General features: G+C 27.8%; 19 protein-coding genes. All 19 read right to left on the bottom strand.

Annotation, left to right across the window (positions count from 1 at the left end):
• Positions 1–39: 39 nt before the first annotated feature.
• Positions 40–1119 (bottom strand): hypothetical protein, encoded by a 1080-nt coding sequence (locus GM111_RS01730; protein WP_156299170.1) that lies wholly within the window; start codon positions 1117–1119, stop codon positions 40–42.
• 448 nt (positions 1120–1567) lie between these two features.
• On the bottom strand, positions 1568–2038 hold the full coding sequence (locus GM111_RS01725) for a WapI family immunity protein (protein WP_156299169.1): 471 nt from the start codon (positions 2036–2038) through the stop codon (positions 1568–1570).
• Positions 2039–2149: 111 nt separating this feature from the next.
• Positions 2150–2863 (bottom strand): Fic/DOC family protein, encoded by a 714-nt coding sequence (locus GM111_RS01720; protein ID WP_197034439.1) that lies wholly within the window; start codon positions 2861–2863, stop codon positions 2150–2152.
• A 1-nt stretch (position 2864) separates the two neighbouring features.
• Positions 2865–3380 (bottom strand): hypothetical protein, encoded by a 516-nt coding sequence (locus GM111_RS01715; protein WP_156299167.1) that lies wholly within the window; start codon positions 3378–3380, stop codon positions 2865–2867.
• A gap of 116 nt (positions 3381–3496) precedes the next feature.
• Positions 3497–4711 carry a phosphoribosylamine--glycine ligase gene (gene purD / locus GM111_RS01710; protein ID WP_156299166.1) on the bottom strand — a complete coding sequence of 405 codons (1215 nt, stop codon included), beginning with the start codon at positions 4709–4711 and terminating at the stop codon, positions 3497–3499.
• 8 nt (positions 4712–4719) lie between these two features.
• A complete protein-coding gene (purH, locus tag GM111_RS01705) occupies positions 4720–6222 on the bottom strand; it encodes a bifunctional phosphoribosylaminoimidazolecarboxamide formyltransferase/IMP cyclohydrolase (protein ID WP_156299165.1) in 1503 nt (500 codons plus the stop codon).
• Complete coding sequence (purN, locus tag GM111_RS01700) at positions 6223–6771, bottom strand: phosphoribosylglycinamide formyltransferase (protein ID WP_156299164.1); 549 nt, start codon at positions 6769–6771, stop codon at positions 6223–6225.
• Positions 6759–7769 carry a phosphoribosylformylglycinamidine cyclo-ligase gene (purM, locus tag GM111_RS01695; protein WP_156299163.1) on the bottom strand — a complete coding sequence of 337 codons (1011 nt, stop codon included), beginning with the start codon at positions 7767–7769 and terminating at the stop codon, positions 6759–6761. Before purM ends, purN begins: the two co-directional genes overlap by 13 nt.
• A gap of 2 nt (positions 7770–7771) precedes the next feature.
• Positions 7772–9151, bottom strand: coding sequence for an amidophosphoribosyltransferase (purF, locus tag GM111_RS01690; protein WP_156299162.1), 1380 nt, complete (start codon positions 9149–9151; stop codon positions 7772–7774).
• 8 nt (positions 9152–9159) lie between these two features.
• On the bottom strand, positions 9160–9870 hold the full coding sequence (gene purC, locus GM111_RS01685) for a phosphoribosylaminoimidazolesuccinocarboxamide synthase (RefSeq protein ID WP_156299161.1): 711 nt from the start codon (positions 9868–9870) through the stop codon (positions 9160–9162).
• A 9-nt stretch (positions 9871–9879) separates the two neighbouring features.
• Positions 9880–10353 carry a 5-(carboxyamino)imidazole ribonucleotide mutase gene (purE, locus tag GM111_RS01680; RefSeq protein ID WP_156299160.1) on the bottom strand — a complete coding sequence of 158 codons (474 nt, stop codon included), beginning with the start codon at positions 10351–10353 and terminating at the stop codon, positions 9880–9882.
• 11 nt (positions 10354–10364) lie between these two features.
• A complete protein-coding gene (locus tag GM111_RS01675) occupies positions 10365–14078 on the bottom strand; it encodes a phosphoribosylformylglycinamidine synthase (protein WP_156299159.1) in 3714 nt (1237 codons plus the stop codon).
• Positions 14079–14180: 102 nt separating this feature from the next.
• Positions 14181–14363, bottom strand: coding sequence for a hypothetical protein (locus GM111_RS01670; protein ID WP_156299158.1), 183 nt, complete (start codon positions 14361–14363; stop codon positions 14181–14183).
• Between the two features lie 357 nt (positions 14364–14720).
• A complete protein-coding gene (locus GM111_RS01665; RefSeq protein ID WP_156299157.1) occupies positions 14721–14903 on the bottom strand; it encodes a hypothetical protein in 183 nt (60 codons plus the stop codon).
• Positions 14904–14968: 65 nt separating this feature from the next.
• Positions 14969–17668: a DEAD/DEAH box helicase gene (locus tag GM111_RS01660; RefSeq protein WP_156299156.1), complete on the bottom strand. Its 2700-nt coding sequence runs from the start codon at positions 17666–17668 to the stop codon at positions 14969–14971.
• Positions 17661–18500 carry a hypothetical protein gene (locus GM111_RS01655; protein ID WP_156299155.1) on the bottom strand — a complete coding sequence of 280 codons (840 nt, stop codon included), beginning with the start codon at positions 18498–18500 and terminating at the stop codon, positions 17661–17663. The genes GM111_RS01660 and GM111_RS01655 overlap by 8 nt, the downstream gene beginning before the upstream one ends.
• Positions 18487–19563: a DNA replication/repair protein RecF gene (gene recF, locus GM111_RS01650; protein WP_156299154.1), complete on the bottom strand. Its 1077-nt coding sequence runs from the start codon at positions 19561–19563 to the stop codon at positions 18487–18489. The genes GM111_RS01655 and recF overlap by 14 nt, the downstream gene beginning before the upstream one ends.
• On the bottom strand, positions 19560–19763 hold the full coding sequence (yaaA, locus tag GM111_RS01645; RefSeq protein ID WP_156299153.1) for a S4 domain-containing protein YaaA: 204 nt from the start codon (positions 19761–19763) through the stop codon (positions 19560–19562). The genes recF and yaaA overlap by 4 nt, the downstream gene beginning before the upstream one ends.
• Positions 19763–20119: a DUF2200 family protein gene (locus tag GM111_RS01640; protein ID WP_156299152.1), complete on the bottom strand. Its 357-nt coding sequence runs from the start codon at positions 20117–20119 to the stop codon at positions 19763–19765. The genes yaaA and GM111_RS01640 overlap by 1 nt, the downstream gene beginning before the upstream one ends.
• Between the last annotated feature and the right edge of the window lie 19 nt (positions 20120–20138).

Genomic DNA, 20138 nt, shown 5'->3' with positions numbered 1-20138 from the left:
CAGTATTTTTTTTTTCAAGTCAATTAAAGTAAAAAATCTCTAGTCTATTACTAGAGATTCTATATCACTTAATTTAATTTCTTTTTCTTCTTTAATATCATATATCATATATATTCCATCATATGATTGAATCGCTTTGTTTATAGTTATCAAATAAATATCTTCTACTAATTTAGTATTTTGATATTCATTTATATCTATTTCACCTAAAATTACTCCATTTTTATACTTCTTATCATTTATAACTAAATCTTTCATAGTTGTTTCATATTCACTAAAATTAACTAATATCTTAGTTTCAAAATTTTCTGTTTTCATATTTTCATCACTTTTAATATAATATGATTCTCCTCTAGGTGAATAATATACTCTATCATCATCAAATAGATTGACTTCTTCAACTGTAGAAAAATATCCTTCAATATCAGTTTCTACAAATTTTAGTTTAACTTTTTCCTTTTTAGAACTTGTATATGTTAAATTTACAACAAATTCTACATCTTTAAACTCAAAAGGAATCGCAAAGCTATATAGGGCAACAGTTTCTCCTTCATCCATAGAATTTAAATAATATTCTATAGGTTTAAATTTATCATTCCCTAATATTTCTACAGTAATAGAAACATCAAATATTTTATTCTCTGAAATATTTGTTAAAAAGAAGGTATCCTCTTCATTTTCATTTATATTATCAAGTATTAACTTAGAGTAATAGAAATTAGGTTTCTTTATTTTAGTATATTTATCATTGCTGTATAAAAACAGATCATTTTGTCTTGGAAAGTATATTTTACCTGAAAAATTAGTATATAGGTTCTTTAAATGTAAGGTAAATTTAGCTTTAGTTCTTACTTTCTCTTCTATTTCTGATATATTTTTATTATGTTTTTTCTCTAATGTATATCCTATAAATACTAAAAGTACACTTATTACTGCTCCTACATATTCTCCAGAAAATCCTAACCATGCTGAATAATCATCATAAGCAAATTTTCTAATTATATGATTTACTGCAATAGGCGCAAAGAATATTACTATTACAAAAAACATTAACCAAGTAAATGAATTACTTAAAATGCCTTTCCATATTCTTTTAATAAAATTACTAATTTTTCCCATTTTTCTCCTTTATATTATCTATTTTAAATTATTATTTGACTAAATCAATATAGTCCATATTATTGTCTCTATTATATTAGAAACAACTATTCATTTCAAGAGTTTTATTTTTCTAATAACCAATCTACTATATATTTTATTTTAACCCCATCAATACTTTCTATTCCCTCATACCTTCCTGTAATTACTACTTTTTCATAATTAACTTTTATAAGTAATAAATTATCTGTTTCATGATTATTATTTGGAAGTTGATATGCTACTTGATAATATATAACTTCATTATTTTTTTACCTTTACATATTTCATATTTGAGTATAATTTAGTAATTGTCCAACATTTTCAGTTAAAAAAGCTACCACTATCTCTTTAAAGTATCTTTTATAGCTAATATCATTTAATAACATTGAATCATAAATACCTAATAAAATTAGTCCTATATATATTTTTAACCATAAATATATCCATTTTTTATTAAATTATGTATCTCTTCAGAATCCAAACTTAATTTACCAGTAATTAAATATAGGTATTTAATTAATATTTCTATATTTTCTTCACATAAAGTAAGAGTAATATAATTTGCTGTTAAAGTTCCATTACTCCAAAAATTAACAATCCAATATAATATTTTTTCTTTAGCTTTCAACTTAAATTCTATATCTGGTTCATAAAACAATAAATCTTTATCTTCTTTAAGTTCATTATTTAATAATTCTTCTAATTTTACCTTTAACTCGTCAACTTCACATTCAAGTAATACCTCTGAATCTATACCATAGTTTAACCACCCAGCAATAGAAGTTAAAAATACTTCTACTCTACACCAACGACAATATACATCTTCACTTTTGTTATATCCATATCTCTTTATCCTAAAATGTATTCCTATTCCACCAGAATTTAACTTTAACCACATAGGTATTTTACCCTCCAATTATATTTTATTAATAATATAACCCATAACATGTATCTTTCAAAATTATTTTCATAAAAGTTGGAAATAGACTTCCAACTTTTATTTAATTTTTTATTCTTCAACATATTCATGTACTCTTTCTTTATATTCTCTTATATCATAACCTTCAATTTTCTGATATTTTTTTTCTAAATTATCAAAGATATTTTTATCATCTAAATTATTACCTAATATTACGTCATAAAAAATATGTTCTAAATATTCATGTTTAGAATAAATCCCTTGTGATGCCCATACTAATGCATTTCTAACATAATTGGCATGTTCTTTAAAAATACAATAATTTACATCAAATCCAAGTTTTTTTGCAAGTAGGACTCCAAATGCTATGCAAGTTCTTGTATTTCCTTCTCTAAAAGGATGTATTTGCCAAATTTTAGAAACTATTCTTTCTATCTTAAATATTAGTTCTTTATCATTATTTTCTGTTCTTTCTAGTTTGTTTACTTCCTTCATTACAATATTAAGTTCTTTCTTGATCTGTTTGGGAAATGCATACTTAACTGTATCGCCACCTAGTATATCTTCATATTTAACAATTTGAATAGTCCTAAATTCTCCCGCCCATTCATATATATTTGAAAAAATACTAAAATGTATATCCTGTAAGGTCTCGATATTAAAAATGCTATAATTCTGATTATATACTGCGATCATTGATAAATTAGTTATATCCGCTTCAAATTTTCTTAATAAATCAATATTTTTTATATCTCCTAATTTTTTTAATACGTCTGCATCTTTAAATAAATCCGGATCTCTCATATTATTCTTCTCCATTTTTATACATTTTTAAAGTCTCTTCAAATATGGTTAAATATGATTTCTCTCCTTTTAACCAACTTTCAATCTTTTTCTGTGTTTTTTCAGTTACATCTACTCCTTCAATAGAACTAATCGCATCAGCAAAATTAACACTTTCTTTCTTCTGCTTTTCATCTATTAAATCTAATGTATTCGCCATCTTAATTAATCTTAGTTCTCTATAAATATTCTTATCAACTATTTTAGCTGCTTGTTCCAATTCTTTAAGGCGTCCTTCTATTTTAGGAATATTTTCTTTATACATTCTATACAGTTCTAATTCTTCCCTTACACCATCTATTTCATTTTCTCTTAAATATTTACTTTTAATCTTATTATTTACTCTATTTTGTAAATATGAATATTTTTTACCTTTAATAGTTTTTATAGAGATATATCCATTTAAAAGGGTTGGTAATACTTTTTCTATCTCATTTTTTTGAGCTAAAACTTTTTCATATTCTTCTAATATTTTCATCTCCAATCATATCACCTCACAAATATATCGTATCATTATTAACCTCTTTTTTCAATTTTTATTTTATTTGTAGGTTAACAACATAAAAGTTGGAAGTAGACTTCCAACTTTATTTATTAATATATCTTCCCTATATCTTTTCTAGAATATTTACCTTCAAAAGATATTTTTTCTAATTCTGTATATGCTTTTTCTATTGCTTCTTCTCTTGTTTTAGCTTGAGCAACTACATTTAATACTCTTCCACCATTAGTAAAGTATTTACCATCTTCAACTTTTACTCCTGCTAAGAATACTTGTGCATCTTTACTCACATTTTCAATACCAGTAATTTCTTTACCTTTTTCATATTTTTCTGGATATCCAAATGAAGCTGCTACTACACAACAAGAATGTTCATCTTTCCATTTAAGTTCTACTTCAGTTAATTTCTTATCTAAAGCAGCATCTATAACTTCTATTAAATCACTTTCCATTAACGGAAGTAGACATTGAGTTTCAGGATCTCCCATTCTCATATTGTATTCAAGTAAATATACTCCATCTTCTGTAATCATTAATCCAAAGAATATTATACCAGCAAAATCCATGCCATCTTTTTTTAATCCTTCAAGAGTTGGATTTAATATTTTTTCTACAAATTCTTTTTCTACCCATTCACTATGGTATGGATTAGGTGAAATTACACCCATACCTCCAGTATTTAATCCTTTTTCACCTTCTAGTATTTTCTTATGATCTTTAGCAGATTTAAATGGAAGAATAATATTGGTATCAGTAATTGAAAGTATAGACATTTCAACACCTTTTAAAAATTCTTCTATTACTACTATATCTCCTGCAGAACCAAAAGCTTTATCTTCCATAATATCTCTTATGGCTTTTATAGCTTCTCCCTCATTTTCTGCAATGATTACTCCTTTACCTGCAGCAAGACCACTTGCTTTGATAACTATAGGATATTTATTGTTTTTCTTAATATATTCTTCTGCTTTTTCCATTTCAGTAAAAGACTCATAACTTGCAGTACTAATACCGTGTTTTTTCATGAATTCTTTAGCAAAATCTTTAGATCCTTCAAGCATAGCTGCTTCTTTATTAGGCCCAAATATTCTTAAATTCACTTTTTTAAACTCATCAACTATACCTTTAACTAATAGTTCTTCACTTCCAACTATAGTTAAATCAATTTTTTCATTTAAAGCAAAATCTCTTATTTCAAAAATATCATTTGATGTCATTTTATAGACTTCTTTTACATTAGGATTTTGCTTAACTTTCCACATAATGGCATCTTCTCTACCACCCGCTCCTATTATTAATACCTTCATATTTCTCCTTAATGTTTAAAATGTCTAATTTCTGAAATAACCATAGAAATATTGTTTTCATTACAAGCTTTAATAGATCTTTCATCATTAATAGAACCACCTGGTTGTATTATTGAAGAAATTCCATATTTAGCTGCAAGTTCTACTACATCTTCAAATGGGAAGAATGCATCTGATGCCATAATAGCATTTTCAGTTACTTTAGATCTTTCAAGAGCTTTTTCAGCTGCCCAAATTCTACTAACTTCTCCTCCACCTATTCCTAATGTTTTTCCATCTTTAGCAATAACTATACCGTTAGATTTTACATATTTAACTACTTTTAATCCAAAGATTAAATCTTTCATTTCTTCTTCAGTTGCTTCTTTTTCAGTAGCAACTCTTAAGTCTGTATAAAGAACTGTATCTGTATCTTGATAAAGCATTCCTCCATCAACTTTTACTGTTTCTTTTTTATCTACAGGTTTTCTATCACATTCTATTACTCTTAAATTCTTTTTACTTCTTAATTCTTCAAGTGCTTCTTCTGTAAAGCTTGGAGCAATTACTATTTCTAAGAATATTTGAGTTAAAAGTTTAGCTGTTTCTAAATCAACTTCTTTATTTATTGCAACTATACCACCAAATATTGATACAGGATCACATTCATAAGCTTTAATATATGCATCTTTAACATCACTTCCTAAAGCTACTCCACATGGAGTTGAGTGTTTAACTGCACAACAAGCTGTTTCTTCAAATTCACAAACTACTTTCCATGCAAGATCCATATCTCTAATATTATTGTATGAAAGTTCTTTACCATTTAATTGTTTAAATCCTTTCATAGCACCTTCACTCATATTATCTACATAATATGCTGCTTTTTGATGCCCGTTTTCTCCATATCTCATTTCACTTTCTTTAGTATATGAAATAGTTAAATATTTAGGGAATTCTTCTTCATTTAAGAAATTGAATATTGCTGCATCATAAGCTGATGTTAAATTAAATACTTTAGCTGCAAGTTTCTTTCTTGTAGATAAACTTACATCTCCATTTTCTTTAATTTCTTGCATTATAGGAAGATAATCATCTTTATCACTTATTACAACTACATCTTTAAATGATTTAGCTGCAGATCTAAGCATGCTTGGTCCTCCTATATCTATAAATTCTATTTTTTCAGCTTCAGTTAAATCTTCTTTAACTTTTTCAAAGAATGGATATAGGTTAACTATTACATAATCAATTGTTGATATATTATGTTCTTTAATAGTTGCCATATGTTCTTCTTTATCTCTTATTGCAAGTATTCCTCCATGTATATTAGGGTGTAGAGTTTTTACTCTTCCATCTAACATTTCAGGAAATTTAGTTACTTCACTAATATCTATTACATTAACACCATTATCTTTAAGATATTTATAGCTTCCTCCAGTAGAAACTATTTCTACTCCTCTATCGCTTAAAAAATTAGCAATTTCTAGTACATTTTCTTTATCAAATACAGAAATTAAAGCTCTCTTCATTTATTTTCTCCCATCTAATATTTCTTTGATTATTTGTGGATATATTTGCCATTCTCTTGCAAGTATTAATTTTTGAATTTCTTCAGGACTTTTAGCATCTTTAATATCCACTACTTCTTGTCTAATTATTCCACCAGCATCTACTTCTTTAGTTACATAATGTATAGTAGTTCCACTAATTTCATCTCCAGCTTCAAATACTTTTTCATGAACTTTCATACCATACATTCCACGCCCAGAATATTTAGGTAAAAGTGAAGGGTGAATATTAATTATTCTTCCTTCATATACATCTAAAATCTCTCCATTAAGTATAGAAAGAAATCCTGCAAGTACTATTAATTCTACGTTATATCCTTTTAATACTTCTAAAATTTTACTTGAAACATCTTTTCTTTCAAGTTCAAAGTAAGGCACATTGTATTCTTTTGCAATTTCTTCAGCTAAACATTTTCTATCTGAAATTATTACAGCCACTTCTATACCATTTTCTAATATCTTTCTTAAGTTAGTTCCACTACCTGAAACTAAAACTGCTATCTTAGACATAGTGTATTATCCCCTTTTTCTATATGTCCTATTAAAAAGGCTTTTTCTCCTAATTTTTCTAATTCATCTAAAATACTATCAACGTCTTCTTCATTTACTATCAAAGTGAATCCAACACCCATATTAAATGTTCCAAACATTTCATCATCACTTACATTTCCACGTCTTTGTAATTCTCTAAAGATTTCAGGTATTACTAATTTATCTTTAAATACTACTGGTGACATATCTTTAGCCATAGCTCTTGGAAGATTTTCAATTAATCCTCCTCCTGTAATATGTGCCATACCATTTACATTAAATTTATCTAAAATTTGAAGTATGTTTTTTACATATATTCTTGTAGGAGTAAGTAAGATTTCATCAACACTCTTACCTAATACTACTTCGTTATAGTCTGTAAATATTTTTCTAATAAATGAATATCCATTACTATGGAATCCACTTGATGCTAAACCTATAATTTTATCTCCCGGTTTAACTTTAGATCCATTAATCATTTTATCTTTTTCTACAACTCCAACACAGAATCCAGCTATATCATAATCTCCTGGTTTATAGAAACCTGGCATTTCTGCTGTTTCTCCACCAATTAATGCTGCACCTGAATCATAACATCCTTGCGCTACACCAGATACAAGTTCAGCAGCTACTTCTGCTGAAAGTTTTCCACATGCTAAATAGTCTAAGAAAAATAGAGGCTTCGCTCCATGACAAAGTATGTCATTTACGCACATTGCAACACAGTCTATTCCTACACTATTATATTTTTTTTGTTTTAGTGCTATTTCAAGTTTAGTTCCTACACCATCAGTACCAGAAACTAAAACTGGATTTTCATATTTACCTAATTCATACATAGCCCCAAAGCTTCCTAAGTTATTTAACACAGAACTATTATGTGTTTTTGCAACTTTTTCTTTCATTAAGGTTACCGCTTTGTATCCTTCTTCTTTATCTACACCAGATTCTTTATATGTACTCACACACTTCACCATCCTTATTTTACTATATCTATAGGGTAATCTCCGTTAAAGCATGCCACGCAACATTTCTTACATGGTAATGTCTTTAACATATTTTCAAGTTTTAAATAGTCTAAACTATCTGCATTAATTTCTTCTCTTATTTCCTCAAGAGTCTTATTTGCAGCTATTAATTCACCTCTATCTGCAGTATCAATTCCAAAATAGCAAGGGAATTTAACTGGTGGCGAAGCTGATTTAAAATGAACTTCTCTTGCCCCAGCCTTTCTTAATATTTCTATTAATATTTTACTTGTAGTTCCTCTAACTAAAGAATCATCTATTACTATGATACTTTTACCTTTAATTGAACTCTTAATAGGATTTAATTTAGCAAGTACTGCTTTTTCTCTCATTTCTTGACTTGGTTCTATGAAAGTTCTAGCAATATATTTATTTTTAATTAATCCATGAGCATAAGGTATTTTACTTTCTTCAGAAAAACCTATAGCAGCAGGAACACCTGAATCAGGTACACCCATTACTAAATCTGCTTTAATTTCATTTTGTCTTGCAAGCATTTTACCTGCCTCAACCCTTGCTAGATATACATCTATACCATCCATAATAGTATCAGGTCTTGCAAAGTAAATATATTCAAATGAACATGGTGAGAATCTTCTATTTTCAGTATATTTAATACTTTCAACACCATTTTCATCTATAATTACCATTTCTCCAGCTTCTATATCTCTAATTAATTCTGCACCTACTGCATCTAATGCACATGATTCAGAAGCTAAGATATAGTCTCCATCTTCAGTCATACCAAGACATAGAGGTCTAATACCAAAAGGATCTCTAACCCCTATTAATTTATTATCCATTAATATTGTTAATGCATAAGCTCCTTTAATAGCCATTACACTTTCTTTTATTGCATTAATACAACCTTTTTTTGCCTTTTTAGCTATTAATTTAATAATAACCTCTGAATCTATAGTAGTTGTGAAAGTTGATCCACCATCTTCCATTAATTCTCTAATTATATCAGCATTAATAAGGTTACCATTATGAGCAACAGCTATATGTCCTAATTTAAATTTAGATTCTAAAGGTTGGCAATTTTCAATTTTAGATCCTCCACAAGTAGAGTATCTAACATGTCCTATAGCAATATTTCCTTTTAAGTCATCTAATATTTTTTCATCAAAAACTTTAGCAACTAGGCCCATATTCTTGTATGTTTGTATTTCTCCATTTAAAGAAACACTTATACCAGCACTTTCTTGTCCTCTATGTTGAAGGGCAAAAAGTCCGTAATATGCAAGTTTTGAAATATTTTTTTCTTTGTTTTTAGAATATATTCCAAAAACTCCACATTCTTCTTCCATTTTATCAAATAATATATTCATTTTATCCCCTATTTAACACTAAGTCTTCTAAAAATTTCCATGTATGCTTCTTCTATATCTCCAAGATCTCTTCTGAATCTATCTTTATCTAATTTTTTACCAGTTTCTTTATCCCAGAATCTACAAGTATCTGGAGTAATTTCATCTGCAAGTAAGATTTCTCCTTTAGAGTTTTTACCAAATTCAATTTTGAAATCAACTAAAATAATTCCTAATTTATCAAATCTTTCTTTTAATAAGTTGTTTATTTTAGCTGTAATTTCATAGATTTCTTTTAATTCTTCATATGTAGCAAGTCCTAAAGCTACTGCATGGTGATCATTAATTAATGGATCTCCATATTCATCATTTTTATAGCAAATTTCAAATATAGTATTAACAGGTTTAGTTCCTTCTTCTATACCTACTCTTTTCGCCATAGATCCAGCTATTAAGTTTCTTACTATTACTTCAAGTGGGAAGATTTCAACTTTTTGGCAAAGTTGTTCTCTTTCATTTAATTTTTTAACAAAGTGAGTTTTAATTCCATGTTCTTCTAAAAGGTTAAAAATTAATGTAGTGATATCATTGTTTAAGATACCTTTATTTTTAATACTTCCTTTTTTAGCACCATTTCCTGCAGTTGCATCATCTTTATAAAGCACAATAACTAAGTCTTTATCATCTGTTGTATATAGTTGTTTTGCCTTACCTTCGTATAAGAAATCTCTTTTTTCCATTTTATCCTCCTAAAGTTCTACTGATATATTTTTTTTGAAATCTTCTTTCATTTTAACTCTAAAACTATTTAATTTATTTCTTAAATCCTCATTTGAAACACTTAAAATTTGTACTGCTAACATTCCAGCATTGTATGAATTGTTAATTCCAACTGTTGCTACCGGAATACTCTTAGGCATTTGTACTATTGAATAAAGGGCATCTACTCCTCCTAAAGCTGCATTAATAGGTACTCCTATTACTGGAAGTGTAGTTTTAGATGCTATTACACCTGGAAGATGAGCTGCAAGCCCTGCTCCTGCTATAATAACCTTACACCCGTCTTTTTCTAATCTTTCTAAAGTTTCTTCTAATATTTCAGGAACTCTATGCGCTGAAAGTACAAAAGCTTCATATTGAATATCAAATTCTTTTAAAGCATTTGCTGCTCCTTTCATAACATCTAAGTCTGATTTACTACCAAAAATGATTGCTACTTGCATTTTTCCTCCTCTTATTTAAAGTATTCTACTCCGTTTTTGAATATATTTTGATATTTATTTCCTTCTACATTCTTAAGTGTATTTTCTCCAATTCTTTCTGAATGTCCCATCTTACCAAATATCTTACCATCTGGTGATACGATACCTTCTATAGCAAATTCTGATCCATTAGGATTAAATTTAAATTCATTGCTTGCATTACCATCAAAGTCAACATATTGAGTTGCAACTTGACCATTTTCTATTAATTTTTCTAATGTTTCACGATTTGCAAAGAATCTTCCTTCTCCATGTGATACGGGAATATCAAATTCATCTCCTACATTAAAGCTAGATAACCATGGTGAATTATTTGTTGCTATTCTAGTTTTAACCATTTGAGATATATGTCTTCCTATCTTATTGTATGTTAATGTTGGACTATCTGGAGTTATTTCTCCTATCTTACCATATGGAAGTAATCCTGATTTAACTAAGGCTTGGAATCCATTACATATTCCAAGTACTAATCCATCTCTAGCTAAGAATTTCTCTATTTCTTCTTTAACTCTTGGATTTTGTAATACTGCAGCAATGAACTTACCTGATCCATCTGGTTCATCTCCTGCTGAGAATCCTCCTGGTAGTACAAATATTTGACTATTTCTAAGTTCTCTACATATATCATCAATTGATCCTTCTATATGAGCTTTATTTAAGTTTCTAAATAAAGTAATATTTGTTACTGCACCATTTCTTTCAAATATATTCTTCATATCATATTCACAGTTAGTTCCTGGGAATGCTGTAATTAATACTCTTGGTTTAGCATATTTAACACTTGAGCTATAGTCTACAAATTTTGGTTTAGAGATATTTATTATTGATTCTTTTTTCTCTTTGTATTCATAAGGGAATACTGGATCTAGTTTATCTAACCATAAGTTCTTAACTGTTTCTAAATCAATAATTTCTCCATTTACATTTATTTCATACTCTTTAGTAGTTTCTCCTAAAGCAATGAAATCAAGTGCTGTTTTTGATTCAACTACTATACTTCCTGGTTTATATCCAAAGTAGTCTACATCCATATTAGTTAATTTAACTCCTAATTTATTACCAAAGCACATTTGTGAAATTGTACCAGAAATTCCTCCCATGCCTACAACTTTAGCACTTACTATATTTCCTTTTCTCATTTCTTCTAGTACTTTTGCATATTTAACTTTAATATCTTCACTATTATATGATAAATCTTCATCTATTATATTTTCTACTAAGTATATTCTATTTCCTGCTTCTTTAATATCTGTTGATATTACATCTTTAGCATTTACAGTATTTACAGCAAAAGATATTAATGTAGGTGGTACTGAAATATTTTCAAATGTTCCACTCATAGAATCTTTTCCACCTATTGCAGCTATTTCAAAGTCAAGCTGACATCTCATTGCTCCAAGTAATGCAAGCATAGGTTTTGACCATTTAACACTGTTTTTACCTAATCTTTCAAAGTATTCTTGGAATGATAAGTGTATTCCTTTATAGTCTACACCAGCTGCTACAAGTTTAGCTACTGAATCAAGTACTGCATACATAGATCCATGATAAGGTGATTTTTCTGTTAAATATGGGTTATATCCCCAAGTTATTGCTGAAGCTGTGTTAGTTTTCTTAGATAACATAGGTATCTTCATTATTGATACATCTATAGGACTTAGTTGATATTTACCTCCATAAGGCATTAATACTGTTCCTGCTCCTATACTTGAATCAAACATTTCTGATAATCCTTTAGTAGATGCAACATTTAATTTTTGTATATTTTCTGACCATTTTTCTTTAAATGTTTCACTAGCTAATTCTCTACTTAAGAAGTCTTTAACATTTATATCTTCAACTTTAATTTCTATTTCTTGAGTAGCTCCATTAGTATTTAAGAATTCTCTTGAAATATTAACTATATCTACTCCTTTATGTCTTAAAATTAATCTTCCATTATCTGTAACACTTCCAACTACTGTAGCAAGTAAGTTTTCTTTTTCAGCTTCTTTTAAGAATTCTTCTACATCTTCTTTAGCTACTACTACTGCCATTCTTTCTTGAGACTCAGATATTGCAAGTTCTGTTCCATTTAATCCATCATATTTAACTGGAACTAAATCAAGATTAACATCTATTCCGTCAGCAAGTTCTCCTATTGCTACTGAAACTCCTCCTGCTCCAAAGTCATTACATTTTTTAATTAATCTTGTTACATTTCCATTTCTAAATAATCTTTGTATTTTTCTTTCTTCTGGTGCATTACCTTTTTGAACTTCTGAACCACACATAAATAATGATTCATCTGTATGTTCTTTAGATGATCCAGTTGCCCCTCCACAACCATCTCTTCCTGTTTTTCCTCCAAGTAATATTATACTATCAGTATTTGCAGGACTCTTTCTTATTACATTTTCAAGTGGTGCAGCAGCAACTACCGCTCCTACTTCCATTCTCTTAGCCTTATATCCTTCATGATATATTTCTGAAACCAGAGATGTTGCTATTCCTATTTGGTTTCCATAAGAAGAATATCCATGAGCTGCTCCAGTAGTTATTTTCTTTTGAGATAATTTACCTTTTAAAGTATTTTCTATTTTTTCTAATGGATTTGCTGCTCCTGTAATTCTAATTGCTTGATAAACATAAGCTCTTCCTGATAATGGATCTCTTATAGCTCCACCAAGACAAGTAGATGCTCCTCCAAACGGTTCTATTTCTGTAGGGTGATTATGTGTTTCATTTTTAAACATTAATAACCATTTTTCAACTTCTTTTTCTCCATCAAACTTCTCAGTTTCAACATCTATATATACTGAACATGCATTATTTTCTTCACTAACTTCTAAACTATCTAATTTTCCTATCTTTTTGAAATACTTCGGTATTACTGTTGCAAGATCCATTAAAGTAATGTTTTTATGTTTTGCAACAACTTCTTTCATTTCTAAATATTTTTCAAATTCAGAATTTAAAAATCTTCCATAACTAGTGTCTGGAAATTCTACTTTATTTATTTTTGTTTCAAATGTAGTATGTCTACAATGGTCAGACCAATATGTATCAAATACTTTTATTTCTGTTTCTGTTGGATTTCTTTTTTCTGATTTATAGTAATTTTGAATATGTAAAATATCCTCATAAGTCATTGATAAACCAAGTTCTTTTCTTAAGTTCTCCAATTCTTCTGAGTTTAAGTCTATGAAATTATTGTACGTAATTACGTCCGTATTGATAGTTAATTTTTCTTTTTCTAGGATGTTTAGATTCTTTTCCCTTGTTTCAATAGGGTTTATTAGATAGTTTTTGATTTTTTGAAGTTCATCAGTTGACACTTCACCATATAGTATGAAAATTTTAGAAGTTGTTATATCTAGATTATTATCTGATGTTGTTATTATGTCTACGCACTGCATTGCAGACGAAGCTCTTTGGTCAAATTGCCCCGGTAAAAACTCGATAGCAAAATATTTTTCTCCGTTTAATTCTAGCTTGTCAAAAATATCATCTGTTACTGGTTCAGATAATATCATTTTCTTTATATCCTCTATATTATCAGGAGAATTAAAAATATCATAGCAATTTAATATTCTAATATCTTTCAAAGACATTATACCCAATTCTTCTTGCAGCTGTTTTAATAACCTCCTCGATTCAAAGTCACAATGCTTTTTCTTTTCTACAAAAAATCTTAAGTTTGACATATGGCCTCCATAAATATATATTCTTTTAGTCTAATTTATCATAAATTACAAATATATTCAACATATTTTTTCTTGCATAAAAAAAGGTGGGAAAAATTCCCACTATCTATCAAATTTGTATCCTGCTTCTATTCCTACAAGCTCTTTATTTCCGTATCCTCCGAACACACCTATATTGTATCTGTCATTTATCTTAACTCCTAATGTTCCTTTAATTACTGGTCCAAGTTCGAAGCCGAAATTTTCATATTTTATAGTTTGTGTTTTATTTGGATCATATGTCACTGTTGAATCTCCAACAGTTTCATGATTTTGAGGTAATTGTATTATTCTATCTTGTGATAAGAATAAAATACCTAATCCTCCTTCTACACCAGCATATATTCCTACTTTTTCATTTATTCTATAATTTAAGTCAGCAACACCAATTAAGTTAATTGAACCATGTACAAACTTTTTAAAAGTTTTTTTAGCATGACGAACTATATATTTATCAACTTCTAATTCACATTTTGCTGAATCTTCAGGAGTAAATCCTTCTTCATAACAATCTTTTAAATTAAGATCACTAGTATCATAATCTATTCTGATAGCTCACCCTATAGCTACAGATGTTTTTGTACCAAATGTTACATCTAATTTTTAATTTATCTCTTTTTTCCATTCAGGCATAAATCCTACTGAAACTGTTGGTCCTTCTACACCAAATTCTTCTAATTGTCTATCATATGACGCTAAAACATCTAATCTATATCTATTATGTTTTGCTTCAGCAAATGATAACATATTAAATAATACTACTGTTAAAACTAAAAACTTTTTCATAATTTCCACTTCTCCCTCTCATTTCTTGTTTTGATATTACTACTTTCATATACTTTTGGCAAGTTTTATTTAATTCTCTTAGCAAATTCTTCTTTAGTTAATTTAACAATATAGTTTGGTAAAGTTAAGATATATTCATGATTTGTTTCTTCAACCTTATCTATACCATTTTCTAGCATATACATCTTTACCCTCATTGAATAAACGAAATTTTGCATTTCTTCTGGTATTTTCCCGAATCTATCTCTTATTTCTTCTGTTAATTCTCTTAACTCATTTATACTCTGAACTTCAGCATATCTTTTATACACTACTATTCTTTCGTCTTTTTCTATATATTCTTTAGGAATATATCCATTATTTAACAGATTAATTTCAGTATTTTTAAGTTCTTGTATCTTCTCACCTTTTAATCTATTAATTTCATTCTTTAACATTTTAAGATAAAGATCATATCCAAACATATCTATGGCACCATGTTGTTTTTCTCCTAAGATTTCTCCTGCACCACGTATATTTAAATCTTCAAGTGAAAGTACATATCCTCCACCTTCAACTCCCTCTATCTTATCAAGACTCTTGTCTTTTTCTTTACCTTTCTTAGTCTTATACTCAGTATCTAAAAGATAACAGTAACCTTGTCTTTTACCACGACCAACTCTTCCTCTTAATTGATAAATCTGTGATAATCCAAGATGAGTATATTTTTCTATAATTATACTATTAGCATTAGTAATATCTATACCATTTTCAACTATAGTTGAGGCTATTAATATATCAAATTTACCTTCATCAAAATCATTAATTTTTTTTCTTATCTCTTTAGGTGTTAGTTGTCCATGTATATATTCTATATTTACAAATTCAGGCATAAGTTTCTTTAAATCTTTTTTCTTTTCTACCATACCCTTAACATTGTTGGTGATATAGAAAACCTGTCCATCTCTTGCCAATTCTTTAAGTATTACTTCCCTAATTTCCTCTTCTTTTATCTTATTTGTAATTATTGGTAATCTATCCATAGGTGAACTTTGTATTAAAGAAATATCTCTAATACCAAGTAATGCAAGATTTAAAGTTCTTGGAATAGGCGTTGCACTTAGAGTTAAAAGATGTATATCTTCTCTTCTTTTCTTAATTTTTTCCTTAGCTGTAACTCCAAATTTTTGCTCTTCATCTATAATTAAAAGACCTAAGTTTTTAAATCTAATATCATCTCCAAGTAATCTATGAGTACCTATTACTAAGTCTATCTTACCATCTTTTAAACCATATAGGACATCATCTGTACCTTTACCTGTAAGTCTTGAAAGATTAGCTACCGTAATACCAAAATCTTCAAATCTTTTATGACATCTTTCAAAATGTTGATTTGCAAGTACTGTAGTTGGCGCAAGTATAGCAACTTGATATCCATTTTCTATTGCTTTAAATGCAGCTCTCATGGCAACTTCTGTTTTACCATATCCAACATCACCAACTAAAAGTCTATCCATTAATCTTCCACTTTCTAAATCACACTTAATATCTTCAACTGCTTTTTGTTGATCCCAAGTTAAATTGAAAGGGAATTTTTCTTCAAATTCTTCCTGCCATAAAGTATCTTTAACAAAAGGAAGCTTAGTTACTAATTTTCTCTTAGCTTGTATCGTTACTAATTCTTTTGCAAATTTTTCAACATCTTCTCTAATTCTTTTTTCACGTCTTCTATACCCTTTAGTACCTAATGAATAAAGTTTAGGAGCTGTTCCTGCTGAAACATATTTACTAATTCTATCTAGTTTTTCTACAGGAATATATAGCTTGTCGTTATCAGCATATTGAATGTATAGATAATCTCTTTCATTAATATTTATTGTCCCTTTATATATCCCTATACCAAATTCAACATGTATTACATAATCTCCTTCAAGTATTTGATTTACACTATTAAATTTAAGTCCTTTTTTCTCTATTCTTTCTCTTTTTACCCTTATTTCATCTTGATAATTTCTATCTTTACTTCTACTAACTTCAAGTAAATTACCATTTTCTAATAGTTTTTCAAACCTTTTCTTTAAAGTTTGGGCATTATCTTTATCAAGTATAGTCATTTGCTCTAATTTAACTTCAAGAAATTCTTTATTCTCTAAAAAAATCTCTATATTACTTTCATTAAATATTGAAAGCATATCAACTATTTCTCTTTCTATACCACTTAAAATATTACCAAATATTGTTATCTCATCTATATTTTCTTTAGATCTTTGATCATAAGTTGAGAATACCTTTATACTTTCAAGTAAAGTATCAAAAAAATCAAGTCTTATAGGATTATCTAAATTAGATGGATATATATCTATAATATCACCTCTAATAGCAAATTCTCCCTTAGTTAATACTGTATATTCCTTCTTATATCCATTTTGAGCTAAATACTCAAAAATTTCTTCTCTACTATATTCTTCATCTACCTTAAAATTCATAACTCTTACTTCATCAAAGAATACTTTTAGAGCTAAATTGATATCAAGGAATAATATTCCTTTTCCCTTCTTATTTAAAAATTCAAGTATTTCAATATTTGCTCCTACTAAATCAAGAGCAGAATATGAACTTAAATTAACATATTTACTTTCATAGTTACTTTCTTCTTGCTTTAATATATTATGATAGTATTCTAAGTTATTAGATGCTGAACTTATTACTACCATTTTATCAAGACCCATATTAGTTAACTTCTCTACTACTTCTTCTTTTAGTAAAGCAATATTTTTTCTATCCATTATTGCCTCCTAACACAGGTATTACTATATTTTTCTTAAGATAGTAATGATATAGTTTTTTTCTAAGTTCATCTGCAGCTAAAAATTGCACTTCACTATCTTTTGTCCCTGCTTTATACATAGCATATTCCATAAAAAGATTATTTATATCATTAATATTAGCTTTTTCTTGTTTTTCTTCTAAGTATTTAAAAATCTTATCAATTTTTTCTTCTACTATTCTTCTTCTTGCTTCTATATATATCTTACTATTATCCTCTATATATGGGTTATCTTTAATATCAAAATACGCTTCTTCCCTTTTATATTCTAATTCTCTCTGCAAGCAATCTAAACACTTATCACCAAATAAGTCTAGTTTTTCCTTATTACATACAGGACATATAACCCTAATTTCTTTTCCTGTCTTAAAATATATTTCAGCTATATCATAAAGATGTTTTTTTATTTCTTCACTTGCTTCAACCTCAGATATATCCTTTAATATTCTCTCTTTTTCTTCTGTAGAAATATCTTCATATTTAATTCCATCATCATATGTTACTTTTTCTTTAGCATTCTTTCTCTTCATATTTCTAGCATTTACTAAACCTTTTTTATCATCTAGTACATATATTTCCTTTATTTCAGAAAATTTTCTAGCTTCTATTAAAATATTAGTTTTAATTTGATTTATAAATATCTTTACATTAGGATCATTTACATAAATATATATATTCTCATCTTTAATAGAGCATATACTGCAACTACTAATTAATGCATCATTTACGTATTTATCATAATTAAATCCAACAAAACTGTTTTGATTTATTACACTACTAATCCGTTTCACTTACTACACCCCCATCAACATCAAATTTTTTCCCCACTATTTTTAAATCTTCCGTTGAAGTTAAAAAACATTGTATCTCTTTTTCTAAGAAATAGTGAATAATTTGGTTTTTTCTAAAATTATCAAAAAATGATGCTATATCATCCATTAAAAATACGGGTTTCTTATTCATCTTTTTCTCTATTAACTCAACTTCAGATATCTTTAATATGAATACTATAGATTTTTTTTCACCTTGTGATGAAAAATATCTAGCATTTTTACTATTTAAATCAAAATGGAATTCATCCTTATGTATACCGTAATTAGAATAACCTAACTGTACATCGTATGCTTCCTTATTCTTTAATATTTCTGATATCTTCTCCTTATTTTTTTCAACATCAGTTACATCTTCTAATTTTAAGAAGTTATCATATATTAACTTTAGATTATGTTTAGGGTTAAATAGTTTTTTATAATTTACATCTAAGTATTTATTTAATTCCTCTACATATTCCTTTCTCATCTTAAGTATTTTGGCACACATCTCTATATACTTTTCATTATATATCTTATACAATTCTTCTTTGTGTTTTTTCTCCTTAAGCATCTTATTTCTTATCTTAAGTACTTTTTCATAATCCACTATTAAATATAAGTATTCTTTACTGATTTGAGAAATTTCGTAATTGAAAAATCCCCTTCTAATAGAAGGGTTCCCCATCACAAGTTCTACATCTTCTGGTATAAATGAAATGGCTAAAATATCTCCAATATAGTCTACATATTTTATTCTTTCTCCATTTTTAAAGTATTTCTTCTCACTTTTAAATAGGTTAATAGAATAACTAGAAGTGTTCTCTAATTTAACAAATACTTTTGCATCATCATTATCATATTTTATCATTTCATTATTTTTTTTAGTTCTAAAACTTCTACCTGTTGCTCCAAAATAGATAGCTTCCATAAAAGAAGTTTTACCTTGTGCATTTTCACCATAAATTAGATTAAATCCACGAGACAATTTAACTCTCTTATCTATCAAATTTCTAAAACCTGAAAAAAACACTTCTTTTATCATTTAACTTCTACTCTTTCTCCTTCAAACTCAACTACCATACCACTGTATATTTTTCTACCACGTCTAGTTTCAACTTCACCATCTACTAAAACAAGACCTTCTAATATTACCTCTTTTGCACTTCCACCATTTTCTACTAGATTTGCAAATTTAAGTAATTGATCAAGTTTAATATATTCTGTAGTTATTTTTATTTCCATTATTTTCCTTCCTTTTTGATAATTTTATCAATATCTTTCCCTTTAGATAACTCATCTATTACTTTATCTAATATTCTAATTTCTTTCATCAATTCTTCTTCAATTTCAGTTATTCTAACTCCACAAATACTACCTGTTACTAAAAATCTATCTTCATTTAATTTTGGAGCTTTTTTAAAAAATTCTTTATACCCAATCTTATTTTCAACTATTTTAGATATCTCTCTCTTATTATATCCCGTTAACCAAGTTATTGCTAAATCTACTTTATTTTCATCAATATTTTTTCTATTTAATTTTGCCTTTAAAAGTGGATAAACCTTTGAAAAAGGCATTTCATATATCTTATGTCCCATAAAACTCCTTTATTAAATT

The organism is Streptobacillus canis (assembly GCF_009733925.1).
Taxonomy (GTDB): Bacteria; Fusobacteriota; Fusobacteriia; order Fusobacteriales; family Leptotrichiaceae; genus Streptobacillus; species Streptobacillus canis.
Note: the sequence above shows the minus strand (reverse complement) of the source record. Positions and strands in the feature narration are given on the sequence as shown.

Coding starts and splice junctions, on each gene's coding strand:
- GM111_RS01730 (WP_156299170.1), bottom strand. CDS start 1,119: ATGGGAAAAATTAGTAATTTTATTAAAAGAATATGGAAAGGCATTTTA.
- GM111_RS01725 (WP_156299169.1), bottom strand. CDS start 2,038: ATGTGGTTAAAGTTAAATTCTGGTGGAATAGGAATACATTTTAGGATA.
- GM111_RS01720 (WP_197034439.1), bottom strand. CDS start 2,863: ATGAGAGATCCGGATTTATTTAAAGATGCAGACGTATTAAAAAAATTA.
- GM111_RS01715 (WP_156299167.1), bottom strand. CDS start 3,380: ATGAAAATATTAGAAGAATATGAAAAAGTTTTAGCTCAAAAAAATGAG.
- purD (WP_156299166.1), bottom strand. CDS start 4,711: ATGAAGGTATTAATAATAGGAGCGGGTGGTAGAGAAGATGCCATTATG.
- purH (WP_156299165.1), bottom strand. CDS start 6,222: ATGAAGAGAGCTTTAATTTCTGTATTTGATAAAGAAAATGTACTAGAA.
- purN (WP_156299164.1), bottom strand. CDS start 6,771: ATGTCTAAGATAGCAGTTTTAGTTTCAGGTAGTGGAACTAACTTAAGA.
- purM (WP_156299163.1), bottom strand. CDS start 7,769: ATGGTGAAGTGTGTGAGTACATATAAAGAATCTGGTGTAGATAAAGAA.
- purF (WP_156299162.1), bottom strand. CDS start 9,151: ATGAATATATTATTTGATAAAATGGAAGAAGAATGTGGAGTTTTTGGA.
- purC (WP_156299161.1), bottom strand. CDS start 9,870: ATGGAAAAAAGAGATTTCTTATACGAAGGTAAGGCAAAACAACTATAT.
- purE (WP_156299160.1), bottom strand. CDS start 10,353: ATGCAAGTAGCAATCATTTTTGGTAGTAAATCAGACTTAGATGTTATG.
- GM111_RS01675 (WP_156299159.1), bottom strand. CDS start 14,078: ATGTCAAACTTAAGATTTTTTGTAGAAAAGAAAAAGCATTGTGACTTT.
- GM111_RS01665 (WP_156299157.1), bottom strand. CDS start 14,903: ATGAAAAAGTTTTTAGTTTTAACAGTAGTATTATTTAATATGTTATCA.
- GM111_RS01660 (WP_156299156.1), bottom strand. CDS start 17,668: ATGGATAGAAAAAATATTGCTTTACTAAAAGAAGAAGTAGTAGAGAAG.
- recF (WP_156299154.1), bottom strand. CDS start 19,563: ATGATAAAAGAAGTGTTTTTTTCAGGTTTTAGAAATTTGATAGATAAG.
- yaaA (WP_156299153.1), bottom strand. CDS start 19,763: ATGGAAATAAAAATAACTACAGAATATATTAAACTTGATCAATTACTT.
- GM111_RS01640 (WP_156299152.1), bottom strand. CDS start 20,119: ATGGGACATAAGATATATGAAATGCCTTTTTCAAAGGTTTATCCACTT.